The sequence below is a fragment of the Paenibacillus tritici genome (assembly GCF_018207515.1).
In the GTDB taxonomy this organism is placed as follows: Bacteria; Bacillota; Bacilli; order Paenibacillales; family Paenibacillaceae; genus Paenibacillus_AQ; species Paenibacillus_AQ tritici.
The window spans coordinates 5972678-5987518 of record NZ_CP073365.1 but is presented as its reverse complement, the minus strand read 5'-3'; the positions used below and the strand labels follow the sequence as shown (position 1 = coordinate 5987518).

8 protein-coding genes are annotated in these 14841 nt (G+C 53.9%); 5 read left to right on the top strand and 3 right to left on the bottom strand.

Translation table 11 applies throughout. The features are described 5' to 3' along the window. Window positions 1-592 precede the first annotated feature (592 nt). Entirely contained in the window at window positions 593-2608 is a 2016-nt protein-coding gene (locus tag KDC22_RS25685; RefSeq protein WP_211720816.1) for a methyl-accepting chemotaxis protein, read from the bottom strand. A gap of 599 nt (window positions 2609-3207) precedes the next feature. Here KDC22_RS25685 and KDC22_RS25680 point away from each other — a divergent pair. The 4 genes from KDC22_RS25680 (at window position 3208) to KDC22_RS25665 (ending at window position 11407) form a co-directional block, all read left to right on the top strand. Next, window positions 3208-3489, top strand: coding sequence for a CD3324 family protein (locus tag KDC22_RS25680; RefSeq protein ID WP_211720815.1), 282 nt, complete (start codon window positions 3208-3210; stop codon window positions 3487-3489). Window positions 3490-3668: 179 nt separating this feature from the next. Continuing rightward, entirely contained in the window at window positions 3669-4979 is a 1311-nt protein-coding gene (locus KDC22_RS25675; protein ID WP_173128624.1) for a replication-associated recombination protein A, read from the top strand. 770 nt (window positions 4980-5749) lie between these two features. Then, entirely contained in the window at window positions 5750-8488 is a 2739-nt protein-coding gene (locus KDC22_RS25670; RefSeq protein ID WP_211720814.1) for a glycoside hydrolase family 9 protein, read from the top strand. 30 nt (window positions 8489-8518) lie between these two features. Next, the gene (locus tag KDC22_RS25665; protein ID WP_211724197.1) at window positions 8519-11407 is read left to right on the top strand and encodes a glycoside hydrolase family 48 protein; all 2889 of its coding nucleotides are present in this window, start codon (window positions 8519-8521) and stop codon (window positions 11405-11407) included. 208 nt (window positions 11408-11615) lie between these two features. On the opposite strand, the gene mnmA is transcribed toward KDC22_RS25665, so the two are convergent. Next, entirely contained in the window at window positions 11616-12737 is a 1122-nt protein-coding gene (gene mnmA, locus KDC22_RS25660; RefSeq protein WP_211720813.1) for a tRNA 2-thiouridine(34) synthase MnmA, read from the bottom strand. Window positions 12738-13055: 318 nt separating this feature from the next. On the opposite strand from mnmA, the gene cymR reads away from it, so the two are divergent. Beyond that, complete coding sequence (gene cymR / locus KDC22_RS25655) at window positions 13056-13475, top strand: cysteine metabolism transcriptional regulator CymR (RefSeq protein ID WP_173128615.1); 420 nt, start codon at window positions 13056-13058, stop codon at window positions 13473-13475. 131 nt (window positions 13476-13606) lie between these two features. On the opposite strand, the gene KDC22_RS25650 is transcribed toward cymR, so the two are convergent. Next, window positions 13607-14608 (bottom strand): VanZ family protein, encoded by a 1002-nt coding sequence (locus tag KDC22_RS25650; RefSeq protein ID WP_211720812.1) that lies wholly within the window; start codon window positions 14606-14608, stop codon window positions 13607-13609. Window positions 14609-14841: the final 233 nt, after the last annotated feature.

The window sequence follows — 14841 nt, the reverse complement described above, 5'->3', positions numbered from 1 at the left end:
GCAGGCCAAATGGGCAAATAAGGAGCATTTGTGCACCTGAATTCACCGAGCGCGGGCCAAATGAGTAAATAAGGAGCACTAGTGCACCTGAATTCAGCGGACGCGGGCCAGATGAGGAAATGAAGAGCACTAGTGCACTTGAATTTACTTGACGCAGGCTAAATGAGCCAATAAGGAGCATTAGTGCACCTTGTTAAGCTAAATGCCGACAAAGGTAGGCGAATGGCGAATGACGAATGGGGAGGTTGCTTAAAGGATTCACGGGTCGCATAAGTTCTTTCCATCATGGATTAAGATTGAGTGGATTCTCCCGCTTAAACAGCGGAGTGTCCCCCAAGCGCCTATCCCAGTGTCCCCAAAGCGCCTACCCAAGCCGTCTCTCTAAGCTAACCAATGGTCCGTCCCCAAGCGGCCTCCCTGAGCTAACCAATCGTCCGTCCCCAACCTGTCTCCCTAAGCTAACCAATCGTGCGTCCCCAAGCCGCCTCTCTAAGTTATCTAATCGTCCGTCCCCAAGCCGCCTCCCTAAGCCATCGAAGCGTCCTCCGAAGCATCAGCCGGATACCATCTACCAGATATCCTCCGTCTGCGCTTAAGCCTTGCCTTTCGGCTCGAAGTGGAACCGTTCCACCTGCCCCTGCATATCGGAGGCCATGCCGGAGAGCGCTGCGGAGGAGGAGGTGATCTCCTCCATCGAGGCAAGCTGCTCCTCGGTAGCTGCTGTGACGCTCTGGAAGGAGTCGAGCGCCGCCCGGGCAATCTTGGCCATCTCCTGGACGGAGGCGGCTACTTCTGAGCTGCTCGCCGACATTTGCTCCGTAATGGCCGAGACCTCATGGATCTGCTCACCGACCTGCCGGGTGGACTCTTCAATCTGCATGAAGGCTTCATTGGCCTCCAGCGTGAGCGCCAAGCCTTGCTCCACATCCCCGGCTACCTTATGCTTCATCACATCATAGGCACTGGCGATCAGGCGCACCATCTCGGAGATGGTCTCCTGGATTTGCCCGGCGCTGCTGTTCGTGGCTTCCGACAGCTTGCGTACTTCACCGGCAACGACAGCGAAGCCTCTGCCATGTTCTCCGGCCCGGGCCGCTTCGATACCGGCATTCAGCGACAGGAGATTGGTCTGCTTGGCAATGGCGGAGATCGCAGTACTGGTCTCTGCCACCTTGGTGCTTAACCCGTTAAGCTCAGCGATCAGGGTGCCGGACTGCTGCACGGAATCGCGGATGGTCTTCATTTGTTCCCCGACCTCCTGCATTCTGGAACTGCCGGTGGAGACATCCTTTTCCGTCAGTATCGCGGCGCCCACAATCGCCTCTGAGGCGGATGCGATCTTCTGGATACCGGTGGACATCTCCTCCATGGTTGTAGCGACTTCGGCAGATGCGTAGGCCTGGATTTCCACTCCCCGGGTAGATTCCTCAACCAGCTCTGTCACATACTCGACCGCCTTGCTATTCTCAGCGGTGCTGGCGGTGAGCTGTTCGCTGGCCGCGGCGAGCTGGCCGGAGGTCTCGGCAACCTCCTGTACCATCCGGCGCAGAGAAGCGACCATTTCATTATAATTGCCGGCCAGTTCACCGATCTCATCCTTGCGGCTGGTCTGAACAGATTCATCCAGATATCCTTCGCTTACCCTTTTGGCGGAACGGTTCAGGCGTTCTACCGGCCTGGTGATCCGGCGGATAATCAGGAAGGTAATGACTACAGCAACCAGCAGAGCAACGACGAGAACGATGGCAGATTTGTACATAATGGGGTAGACCGCCCTCGTGTATTCATTCTCAGGAAGCACTCCGGCCAAGGTGAATCCGGTCTGCTCATTGGTGATGTAGAACCCGTCCATTTGCGTACCGGCTGCGGCATCTTTGTAGGAGATTTTGCCTGCCGGGCCTTTGTTAATGCCAGCGACCATCGCGCCTGTGGCTTCTGCAGCAATCTCCATCGCAGGGTGATAGATCACCTTGTGGTTACCGTCCAGGATGAAGACGTAGCCGCTGTCCCCCAGACTGACATTCTTGGCCAGCTCCATAAGCTGGTTCATGCTGATGCTGATCGTAACTGCCCCCTTGCCGTCCGGAAAAGCCTTGGACACCGGCAGGATATAGCTGTTCGTTACTTTGGAGAAAATAGGATCAATTACCGATGTGCTCTCCGGGGCCTTCAGTGCATCTATGTACCAGTCGCGTATGCGGGGATCATAATTCTCCGGCTTAGAATCCGGCGCGAACATGTATTTCCCTTCGTCGTTACCCAGAGCCACGATATCTACTTCAGGATGCTCCAGCTTGAAGTTGTCGATCAGCTTCCGCAGCTGTGCAGACTGGTTCGTAAGCCCGGCACTGCTCATCTGATAGGCCAGCTCATTCACCCCTGCGCTCTCCAGCAGAATCAATTGTGACAGGGTTTTATCCAGGAGATGGATGCTGGAGCGGGTGGTATCTTCCATTTTGGAGCGCAGGGCGGATTCTGAGGTTTGCGTGGATATGGCAACCAATGCCAATGAGGGCAGCACAATAGCTGTAATAATCAGCAGCATCAGTTCTGTTCGTAGCTTCGTGATCCGGAATAGGCGGTTTCGTGGTTTTTGTGGTGTTGTCATGGAAGTTCCTCCTGAATTTCTGAATGGATAAGGATTAAAATTTATTTCCATATCTCGAAGTAACTAGATAATTTAATATGTATTTCGACATGAATCGACTAAAAATTTAGTTTTTCGTCAAAAAAAATTTCAATTTGAATTCTCCCTGTTCCTTCCTCCTGAAAGTCGTGATCACGTTAGCCTTCAGGTGGAGAACGATTATAATTATTCTTGAACTTGTAACCAGGGGCTGCCTGTGGCTTAATAATAAGTGTCCGGCCGGGCAAGATTACTTCTGGAAGGAGGCTGAAGATATGTTTTCAGAATACGAGGTGGTTTCCGTCTAAGACGGAGACCTGTTAAACGGGAGGCCGCGAGGCCTCCTTATGTATAAGCGGCGATGTATTTCCGTGTTACTCCAATATATAGAATTACACTGACCAACCACTGACAGATCCCTGATGAACAATGATTGTAGACGATAACCGTAGGGTTTAATATAATGAATTTAGGTGATTTACCAAATTTGAGGAGAAGAAAGGAGGCAGGTGGAATGATTATTCTGAACAGCACAGTGATCGGACTTAACGGAATACACCTGTTGAAGGAGGAAATTGAACGTGAGTTACGTCAATGGAAAGGATGTGCTCCCCCCGGGACTGCTCGAAGAGCTGCAGGGCTACATACAGGGTGAGCTGTTATACATCCCCAAGAAAGCGGAAGAACGGGTGAAATGGGGCGAGAACAGCGGCTCCCGGCAAGAGATTGCCACCCGCAATGAAGAGATCTTCTGCAGTCACAGCAGCGGCTGCTCGGTGAACGAGCTGCAGAAGAGATATCATTTATCCGAAGAAAGTATCCGCAAAATCATTTCAAAAATGCGGCTGGCCCTTAAGAGCTAGCCAGATAATTTGGACACCGTCCCGTAATATACAAGTTCTAAGAATAGAACAAAGAGCATGGCTCCGCCGGTGATGGCGAGGTCATGCTCTTTTTAATGAATGCTGCCGGGTATGGTATGATAGAAGCAGTATAGTTATTCTTTTGAGATGATATCAGATTACAGCAAGGAAGTGGAGTTATGGATTTATTCTCGCTTGATGAAGATAACGGGAACAGAAATGGGCGGCTGCTTGCGGACCGGATGCGGCCCGGAACTCTCGATGAATATATCGGACAGGAGCATATTGTAGGCAAGGGCAAGCTGCTGCGCAGGGCGATTGAAGCGGACCAGGTCTCTTCCATCTTGCTGTACGGACCACCGGGCTGCGGCAAAACTACCCTGGCTCACATCATATCGCATCATACCCAAGGTGAATTTGTGCGTCTGAATGCGGTGGAGGCCTCGGTGAAGGATGTGCGGGAGGTCATTGAACGTGCCCAGAGCAATAAGGCGCTGTATGGCTCGAAGACGATTCTGTTCCTGGACGAGGTACACCGCTTCAACAGCTCCCGCCAGGATGCGCTGCTGCCCGCAGTGGAGAAGGGAACGATTACCTTCATCGGCGCAACCACAGAGAATCCGTTCCATTATGTGAATGGGGCCTTGATGAGCCGCTCGACCCTGTTCCAATTGGAGTCCCTGACGAGTGAGCATAGCCTGGTGGCGATGAAGCGGGCGCTTGCCGACGATCAGCGGGGACTCGGATTCATGGACCTGAAGGCAGACGAAGACGCGCTGCAGCATATCGCCACGATGGCTAACGGTGATATCCGCCGCGCCTTGAATGCCCTGGAGCTGGCGGCGATGACTACGGCACCGGACAGTGACGGGAGCGTGCACATTACTCTGGAGGTGGCGGAGGAGTCGATCCGCCGGCCGATTGTCAAAGCGGACGAGTCTACACAGTACGATGTGCTGTCCGCTTTTCACAAAAGTATCCGCGGCTCCAGCGACGCTGCCCTGTTCTGGTTCCTCTATGCGGTGGAGAAGCTCGGGATGGACCCGATGACCTTCATCCGCCGCCTGATCGCCGCCAGCAGCGAGGATATCGGCCTGGCTAATCCGCAGGCGATGGTTCAGGCGGTCAGTGCCCTGGATGCCTACCGCAATAACGGCTGGCCGGAAGCGAAGCTTAATATCGCGCAGGCGATTCTCTTCGCAGTGGAGAGTCCGAAATCAAACGGCGTGATAACGGCCATTGCGAACGTTATGGACAGCCTGGAGGATCTGAAGTCGGCTGAGGTGCCGCTGCATCTGCGGGATACGCATTATAAAGGGGCATCCCAGCTGGGGCATGAGGGATACCAGTATCCCCATAATTTCCCCGGCCATTATGTGAAGCAGGACTATCTTCCGAAGGCGATCTCCCGGAGGGTGTTCTATCAGGCAACCGAGCAGGGTAATGAGGCGAAGATCCGCCATAACCAGCAGCTGCGGCATGGGCAATAGCGCTCGGCTTCTGCGAAGTAGAGCGAATGAAGGTACACAATATAAGAAGCTGCCAGCCTTCGGGGAAGCAGAGAGAGGCCACCGCATCATTGCGGTGGTCTATTATTGTGTGGAGGGCTAGGGCGGCAAAAGTTGACGGCCCTAGTTGACCAGGAGCAGCCGGAAAACGATCCGGATAAGCGGATTATCAGGGAAGCGGGAACAGCAGGTGGATAAACAGCACTTACTGATGAGCGATTGAACGCTGTCGAAACAGGAGTTGGATAAACAGCACTTAAATTCTGCTGTTTGACCGCCTAGTAACAAACACACCAGTAGCAGATGTTGTTTATCCACTTGTTTCCGTCTATTCATCAGAAAATGAGGAATTAAGATACGTTTTTCGACTTGCTTGTTAACCCTTACTTGTTACAGGGGTAGTATAGACTCTGTCTTCACCTCAGTTCCCTCTTTTGTTTTTGGTGCTACTGGCGAATATAATCTTTGACTTTTAGCGGTGATTAGGACGAGAATAGAAATATTTTGACAAAAAAGATATATTTTTAGAAAAATAGATTGTAAATATATAGAATTAATTTACTATATGTGGTATATGTTAGATAGGGATTATTCTTCCTTAATTTGTAATATAGAGGTGGTAAATGGAACAATCCTAATTACTATGTCTAATGTTGTCAATGGGGAGGTATTGGGCGCGTGCCGGAGTCGAAGTGGGATCACCGGAGTTCAAGTGGAATCCAAAGTAAGAAATCGAAGGGAGATGAGTAAGGATGAGTCGAAGCAAACGGAAGACCGGCTGTATGGCATCACTAAGTCTGATGTTAGCCTGCACCATTGTATCAGGAACGGCTATTCACCCGTCTGTCAGCGAAGCCGCAGCCGCCGGAGTTAATTATGCAGAGGCGCTGCAGAAATCAATCTATTTCTATGAGACCCAGCGTTCGGGTGAGCTGCCGGCGAACAACCGTGTGGAGTGGAGAGGCGACTCGGGGCTGCAGGACGGTGCGGATGTCGGCCATGATCTGACGGGAGGCTGGTATGACGCAGGGGATCATGTTAAATTCGGATTTCCTATGGCGTACACCTCCACGATGCTGGCATGGTCTGTCTATGAATACAAGGATGGTTACGTGCAATCCGGGCAGCTGGATGAGATTCTGGACAATATCCGCTGGGCAACAGACTATTTTGTGAAAGCGCATACAGCTCCGAATGAGCTGTGGGGACAGGTTGGCAACGGTACGGCGGACCATAACTGGTGGGGACCGGCGGAGGTCATGCCAATGGCGCGTCCTGCCTACAAGATTGATGCTGCCCATCCCGGCTCCGATCTGGCTGCGGAGACTGCCGCCGCCCTTGCCTCAGCTTCTATTATTTTCAGGGATTCGGATGCCGCCTACGCGGACAAGCTGCTGCTGCATGCGAAGCAATTATACAATTTTGCCGATACGTACCGGGGGGCTTACTCCGATACCATCACCGACGCCAAGCAGTATTACAATTCGTGGAGCGGCTACGCTGATGAATTAAGCTGGGGCGGCGCCTGGCTGTATTTAGCTACCGGTGAGCAGACCTATCTGGACAAGGCGATTGCCGCCAGTGATCTGTGGGGGACCAACCAGGCCGGAGACTGGGGGTATCAATGGACCCAATCCTGGGATGACAAGCATTACGGTGCGCAGCTCCTGCTGTCCCGCATCACCGATGATCCCAAGTTCATTCAGTCGACGGAACGCAACATGCAGTTCTGGACTACCGGGGTGAACGGTACCTCTGACAGGGTAGCTTATACTCCCGGAGGACTGGCCCATCTGGACCAATGGGGGGCGCTGCGGTATGCGGCTAATCAGGCCTTTATGGCTTTTGTCTATGCAGACTGGGTTACAGATCCGGTGAAAAAAAATACCGCCCAGACCTTTGCAGAGCGGCAAATTAACTACATGCTGGGCGATAATCCGCGCAATAGCAGCTATGTAATCGGCTTCGGCGCGAATGCACCCCAGCATCCTCATCACCGCACCTCACACGGCTCCTGGAGCGACAGCCAGACTACGCCTGCGAACCACCGGCATGTGCTGTACGGCGCACTGGTCGGAGGACCCTCCAAGACAGACGGCTACACTGACACCATCAGCGATTATGTCTCCAACGAAGTTGCAACCGATTACAATTCAGCCTTTACCGGCGCTTTGGCCAGAATGATGCTGCTTCACGGGCAGGGTCAGACGCCGCTGGCGAATTTCCCGTCTGCCGAAACGCGTGAGGATGAGATGTTCACTGAGACCTCCGTGAATGCCAGCGGCAGCAATTTTGTGGAGATCCGTGCAGTGATCAATAACCGCTCGGGGTGGCCTGCCCGCTCCAGCAGTCAAATGTCCTTCAACTATTATCTGGACATAAGTGAGGCTGTAGCTGCAGGGTATGGGCCTGGAGATATCACCGTCAAGGCGGGAGGCTACAATCAGGGCGCAACGGTCTCGCAGCTGCTGCCTTACGATGAAGCGAACCATATCTACTACACCAAAGTAGATTTCGCCGGCACACCGATCTATCCGGGCGGACAATCCGCTTACCGCAAGGAGGTTCAGTTCCGGATTGCCGGTCCGCTGAACACCACGTTCTGGGACAACAGCAATGACTTCTCCTTCAAGGGAGTGTCGCCTAATGCTTCCTCCGGGACGAAGAATCCGTATATTCCAGTCTTTGACGCAGGGGTCAAAGTCTACGGGGAGCTGCCTTCCGGCGGCGGAACGCCAGGTGAACCCCAGGTTCCGGGCCGTCCGTCCGGCCTCCAGGCCGAGCCCGGCAATGCCAGCGTGGCCCTGAGCTGGAATGCAGTCAGCGGAGCTTCCAAGTATACGGTCAAGCGCTCTCTGGTGAGCGGCGGGCCTTATACGGCGGTTGCTACCGCAACCGGAGCTGTCTACACCGACAGCGGGCTGACGAACGGGGTGGACTATTATTATGTGGTGACGGCATCGAACAGTGTGGGGGAGAGTCTGGCGTCTGTACAGGCTACGGCCCGGCCGCGCGAGACCACCACACCGACGACAGGAGCCTTACGTGTGCAGTACCGCACCAATGACCCGAGTCCTGGCGATTCGCAGGTCCGCAGCCAGTTCCGGATTGTCAATACAGGAACAGAGAGCATTGCGCTCAGCGGCTTGAAGCTGCGTTATTACTACACCGTGGACGGGGACAAGCCGCAGGAATTCCACTGTGACTATGCTGCTGTCGGCAGCGGGAACCTGAGCGGAACCTTCGGGAAGCTGAGTGCGCCTGTGGCGCTGGCCGATTCCTATGTAGAGATTTCTTTTGCCGCAGGAGCAGGAAGCCTGGCCCCGGGAGCGGATAGCGGGGAGATTCAGGTGCGCTTCAACAAGGCGGATTGGACTGCCTACAATGAGAACAACGACTATTCCTATGGCGGAACCCAGCAGACCTTCGCGGATTGGAACAAAGTCACCCTGTACCGTGCAGGAACACTCGTATGGGGCTTGGAACCCTAAATTATTCCAGAGAGGAAGTATGCCGAAATGATGAAGCTAAGTTCATTCAAGAAACCGGCCTCCATAGTCATGACTGCCGTTCTGACGCTATCCCTCACCAGCGGGATCTTCAATTTCAATCCGGGAACAGCCAAGGCGGCATCGGTGGAGAAGACAAGATTCCTGCAATTATATGACCAGTTGAAAAACCCGGCAAGCGGCTATTTCTCGGCTGAAGGTATCCCGTATCACTCGGTGGAGACCCTGCTGAGCGAGGCGCCCAACTATGGGCATATGACTACCTCAGAGGCCTACAGCTACTGGATGTGGCTTGAAGTGCTGTACGGCCATAACACCGGGGACTGGAGCAAGCTCGAAGCGGCCTGGGACAACATGGAGAAATACATTATTCCGATCAATGAAGGCGACGGTGTGCAGGAGCAGCCGACCATGAGCAGCTATAACCCGAACAGTCCGGCAACCTACGCCTCGGAGCATGCCCAGCCGGATCTGTATCCAAGTGCGCTGAACGGCAAGTACACTCCGGGCAAGGACCCGCTGGATGCGGAGCTGAAGTCCACCTACGGCAATAACCAGACCTATCTGATGCACTGGCTGGTGGATGTGGACAACTGGTACGGCTTCGGCAATCTGCTGAACCCTAGCCATACCGCGAGTTATGTGAACACCTTCCAGCGCGGAGTGCAGGAATCGGTCTGGGAGGCAGTAGGCCACCCTTCACAGGATAACAAGACGTTCGGCAAAGCCAATGAAGGCTTCATGTCCTTGTTCACCAAGGAAAATAGCGCACCTTCCGCACAATGGCGGTATACGAATGCCACGGATGCGGATGCGCGGGCTGTGCAGGCCATGTACTGGGCCAAGGACCTTGGCTATACGAATACAGTCTATCTGAACAAAGCCAAAAAAATGGGCGACTTCCTGCGTTACGGCATGTACGATAAGTACTTCCAGAAGATCGGCAGTGCCGCTGACGGTACGCCTGAAGCGGGAACCGGCAAGGATTCCAGCCAGTATCTGCTGGCCTGGTATACAGCCTGGGGCGGCGGTCTGGGAACCGGCGGAGACTGGGCCTGGAGAATCGGCGCCAGCCATGCGCATCAGGGGTATCAGAATGTGGTTGCAGCCTATGCGCTGTCGACCGCAGCCGGAGGACTGATTCCGTCCTCGGCAACAGCCGGAACGGACTGGGGCAAATCGCTGACCCGCCAGCTGGAATTCTACAACTGGCTGCAATCCTCTGAAGGGGCGATTGCGGGCGGTGCAACCAACAGCTATAACGGCTCCTACAGCGCTTATCCGGCAGGCACAAGCACCTTCTACGGCATGGCCTACGACGAGGCTCCTGTCTATCATGACCCGCCATCCAACAACTGGTTCGGGATGCAGTCCTGGAGCATGGAACGGGTAGCAGAGCTGTATTACATCCTGGCTTCCAGCGGGGACACTACCTCGGCTAATTTCAAAATGGCCAAACGGGCCATTGAGAACTGGATAGACTGGTCTACAGATTATGCCTTTGCGGGCAGCCGTCCGGTATCCGATGCCGCCGGCTATTATCTGGATCAGCAAGGGAACAGGATTCTGGGCGGAGATGATCCGCAGGTGGCCACTGTATCCGCACCCGGCGAGTTCTGGATTCCGGGCAATGTGGAGTGGCACGGACAGCCGGATACCTGGAGCGGGTTCAGCACTTTTAACGGCAACAGCGGTCTGAACGCAGTGACCAAAGATCCTGGACAGGACAGCGGCGTGCTGGGCAGTTACATTAAAGCGCTTACCTTCTTTGCCGCAGGGAATAAAGCGGAGCATGGCAGCAATACTGCGCTCGGCGGAACCGCTTCCCAATTAGCCAAATCCTTGCTGGATACGGCCTGGGGCTACAATGACGGAGTGGGCATTACGACACTTGAGAAGCGCGCGGATTATTTCCGGTTCTTCACCAAAGAGGTCTATTTCCCTGCAGGCTGGAGCGGTACCTTCGGCCAGGGCAATACTATTCCGGGGAACGCGACAGTTCCATCTGACCCGGCTAAGGGCGGTAATGGAGTGTATGCGAGCTACACCGATATTCTCCCGGATATCAAAAATGATCCCAAGTGGAGTTACCTGGAAGACAAGTACAATAGCTCGTACAACAAAACAACCAAGACTTGGGAGAATGGTGCACCGGAGTTCACCTACCACCGCTTCTGGTCACAAGTGGACATCGCTACAGCCTACGCGGAATATGACCGGCTGATTAATAACGGTACCGGCCCGACGCCTACGCCGACGACTACACCAACGGCTTCACCAACAGCTACGCCGACGGCCTCACCAACCCCTACACCTTCGGTTACACCGACAGTAGCGCCGACGGCCACACCTACCGCTACAGCGACGACCACACCTACTGCCACAGCGACGACTACACCAACAGCTACACCGACAGTCGCACCAACACCTACGCCTGCCGTAGGGAATCTGGTGGTTCAATACCGCACCACAGATACGAACGCCACAGATGCACAGTTCCGTCCGCAGCTGCGTGTTGTCAACAACGGAACCACGGCTGTAGATCTTAGCAAGGTCAAGCTCCGCTATTACTACACGATCGACGGAGAGAAGGCCCAGCAATTTAATGTGGATTATGCAACAGTCGGCGGCAGCAATGTGCTTGGCAGCTTCGTGAAGCTCGCTCCTGCGGCTACAGGAGCAGACTATTACGTGGAGATTGCCTTCAGCGCCGGCGCAGGCAGTCTGGCACCCGGTGCGAACACCGGTGAGATTCAGCTGCGCATCAACAAATCCGATTGGAGCAATTACAATGAGGCTGATGATTACTCCTACGATCCAACCAAAACAGCCTTCACCGATTGGAACCGGGTAACGCTGTATTTGAACGGCGTCCAGTCATGGGGCATTCAGCCGCAGTAAGGCTGCCGTCCGGTAAGCCAGCCCCGGCGTAAATTCGTATCCTGAAAAGCGAAAGAACCTTCAACTCCACAGATAGTGGTTTTGAAGGTTCTTTTTTGAATGTACTAAGAAGCATGTATGCGAAAAACCGAACACAATAGGGGAGGCACCAGCACTCTTCACTTGCCAGGGTTTCCTTTATATCGGTAGCTCCCTAGCTGGGGTGCAATCAGACCTGCGCCTGTGGCACAACCTTCTCAGCAGTCTCGATCGTCCCGCCGCCAAGACAGGTATCGCCCAGATAGAAGACCACGGCTTGTCCAGGCGTAATAGCCTTCTGCTGCACATCAAAAGCAACATGTACGGTTCCGTCCTCCTGCTTCGTCAGCGTAACCCCCTGATCCGGCTGGCGGTAGCGGAACTTGGCGGTACACTTCAGCGGTGTATCGCCAAGTGTATCCGGATCGATCCAGTTCACCCCTGAGGCTATAAGGCTGGTCGAGTACAAGCTGACATGCTTCTCGCCCTGTACCACATACAGGGTATTGCTGGCCAGATCCTTCTCGGCCACGAACCACGGTTCGCCGGTGCCGGAGCCGCCGATGCCCAGGCCCTGGCGCTGGCCCAGCGTGTAGTACATGAGGCCGTCATGCCGGCCCTTCACTTCGCCCGTGGCGATATCGACCATATTGCCTGACTGTGCAGGCAGGTATTGGCTTAAGAATTCACGGAAATTGCGTTCTCCGATGAAGCATACGCCGGTGCTGTCTTTTTTCTTCGCGGTATAGAGTCCGGCTTCCTCGGCAATTCTCCGTACCTCCGGCTTCGGCAGATGCCCGATCGGGAACATGGCCTTGGAGAGCTGATACTGGTTCAGCGCATTGAGGAAATACGTCTGGTCCTTGTTGTTGTCCACGCCGCGCAGCAGCTTGAACAGGCCGTCTTCTTCCACAACCCGGGCGTAATGCCCGGTAGCGACGTAATCTGCGCCAAGCTGCAGCGCCTTGTTCAGGAATTCTCCGAACTTGATCTCGCGGTTACACATCACATCCGGGTTCGGTGTCCGGCCGGCCTTATATTCTTCGAGGAAATAGGAAAAGACTTTATCAAAGTATTCCTTCTCGAAATTAACGGTATAGTAAGGAATGTCAATCTGCTCGCAGACGCGGCGTACATCCTCGGCATCGGTCTCCGCCGTACATACGCCGAACTCGTCGGTATCATCCCAATTCTTCATGAAGATGCCGATGACGTCATACCCCTGCTGCTTCAGCAGCAGTGCTGTAACAGAGGAATCGACCCCACCCGACATACCGACGACGACTCGGATATCCTGATTAGCTTTTGTCATCGTGATCACCATTTTCTGTGCACAAAATACCGGCATTCTCACTGAACACCCGGCTCATTGTGTATTATAACATACCTGTCTACCCCAAACGAGGACACGGCTGCTACAAATTATAGCGAAAAACGGTCCGTTATTGACAATTTGTCCACCACTGGTGAACAAAATCGCGAATTATTGCCGTTTGCTGTTCCAAATGTGTCCAGAGATATGATAACATAAGCTGAGAGCAAACATCGGAATACGGTGATATGACAGATCTCATGTCTAGCCAGCGAATATTTACAACAAACCAGCAACTAAACCGAAAGAGGTGCCCCTTTGAAAATATCAACCAAAGGACGTTACGGATTAACCATTATGATGGAGCTTGCCCTGAAATTTGGCGAAGGACCTACATCCCTTAAGAGCATTGCCGAGAAAAACGGACTCTCCGAGCATTATCTGGAGCAGCTCATCGCCCCGCTGCGTAATGCGGGACTCGTGAAGAGCATCCGCGGAGCCTACGGCGGTTATATTCTCTCCCGCGAGACCAGCACCATCACCGCCGGAGATATCATCCGCGTGCTGGAAGGCCCGATCTCTCCTGTAGACTTCACAGAAGAAGATGACCCGGCGAAGCGCGACCTCTGGCTGCGCATCCGCGACAGCATCGCCGATGTCCTCGACTCCACCACGTTATCCGATCTGATCAACTTCAAGGAAGAGAGCCAGGCGGATAATTATATGTTTTACATTTAATGGTAATTTGCGATTGAACGTAAATATATGAGAAAGAGCCGCCACGGTCAATAGACTGGGCGGCTCTTTCCTTTTATGGATACAAAAAAGGGGACAGGCCTGCCTGGGAGTGCTTTGACTTGCCGGATGGGCTACCCTCCTCCCAGCAACTGATGAATTCGCGCCGCCAGCTTTTGGCCGGCATTGGCTTCTATGAGCGTGAGATCCCACATTACCGCATGGGTTCGAGGGTCGGCAGCATCGTTGAAGACGGCAAGCGTCAGCTCCTGCTTTCCTCCAAGCGGAACCCGGAAGGATAGCGGCTGATTCTCACCCGGTACGATATTCACATTCAGGGAGTAAAGCTCTTCTCCGTCGGCCCTGATAATGACGCGGCTGCTGCCGCTGTCCGCTGCAGGTATGGCATCGTCGGGTACGGCGAAATTCCCGGTAATCTCCTTATACTGTCCATCAAGGCGCAGAGAGAACTCGTGACTTCTTGGATTATCGCGGCTGTACAGATTGATCGCCGGTTTGATCTGCTCCTGCGCTGCTGTGAAGCCGTTGAGCTGTGCCTCCCACTGCACCTTGCCATGTTCAAGGGGCAGCCGGTCCAGCGCCTTGATCTCGCCGTGTCCATGATCCAGATAATGATTGAGACCGCTCATGGCGGAGTAGACGGTCAACGTCAGGATCGCTCCGGAGAACAGGAGCTTGAGTAAGCCTCCCGGCGTCGTACGATCGCGGCGGATCAGCCGCTGGCTGCCATAGCCGACAGTCGCACCCAGCGTATTAATGACGATATCGTTGACATCGAACGCGCCCAAATGCGTCACCATCTGGATCAGCTCAATCCCGGTAATGGCTGCTAAGAAGACCAAAAGAAACGGCAGGAACCGGCAGCGGATCAGCAGCGGGATCACTAGCCCGAACGGTACGAATGCCAGGTAGTTACCCAGGTTGAAGATCCAGAGATTCGAATAACCGCTGTCCGGAAACCGCAGGGGAATTCCGTCAAATGCTAAATGATACCGCAAGCCCGTCTCCGGCAGAGCCGATGAGCGGTTGAAGCTGACGAACAAGAAAAATAGGGTGAGGGCTGTGTACAGCCAGAAGCCTACCCATGCGACGGTCCTCATTTTCCCTTGAAACATGATGTATTCCCTCTCTATCGCTCAGTTTAGTGTCAGTCGCCGGAACAAGCCGTATGGGTCGAGTATAAGTCATCCCCGGCGGTCCAGCAAGACAGGCGGCGGCCGTACAGCAGCCAGTTAACGGAACAATGTAACATAGATAAATAACCCAATCCAACGAGAGTATGGTATCCTTTTAGTTCTCACGGTTACGACCAAAAATGTACCCTATTTCAGTTCATCTGCACATGATC

Excerpts from the sequence above, each read along its gene's own strand:
- mnmA (WP_211720813.1), bottom strand. The coding sequence starts at position 12,737 with ATGACAAAAGCTAATCAGGATATCCGAGTCGTCGTCGGTATGTCGGGT.
- KDC22_RS25685 (WP_211720816.1), bottom strand. The coding sequence starts at position 2,608 with ATGACAACACCACAAAAACCACGAAACCGCCTATTCCGGATCACGAAG.
- KDC22_RS25670 (WP_211720814.1), top strand. The coding sequence starts at position 5,750 with ATGAGTCGAAGCAAACGGAAGACCGGCTGTATGGCATCACTAAGTCTG.
- KDC22_RS25650 (WP_211720812.1), bottom strand. The coding sequence starts at position 14,608 with ATGTTTCAAGGGAAAATGAGGACCGTCGCATGGGTAGGCTTCTGGCTG.
- KDC22_RS25675 (WP_173128624.1), top strand. The coding sequence starts at position 3,669 with ATGGATTTATTCTCGCTTGATGAAGATAACGGGAACAGAAATGGGCGG.
- KDC22_RS25665 (WP_211724197.1), top strand. The coding sequence starts at position 8,519 with ATGAAGCTAAGTTCATTCAAGAAACCGGCCTCCATAGTCATGACTGCC.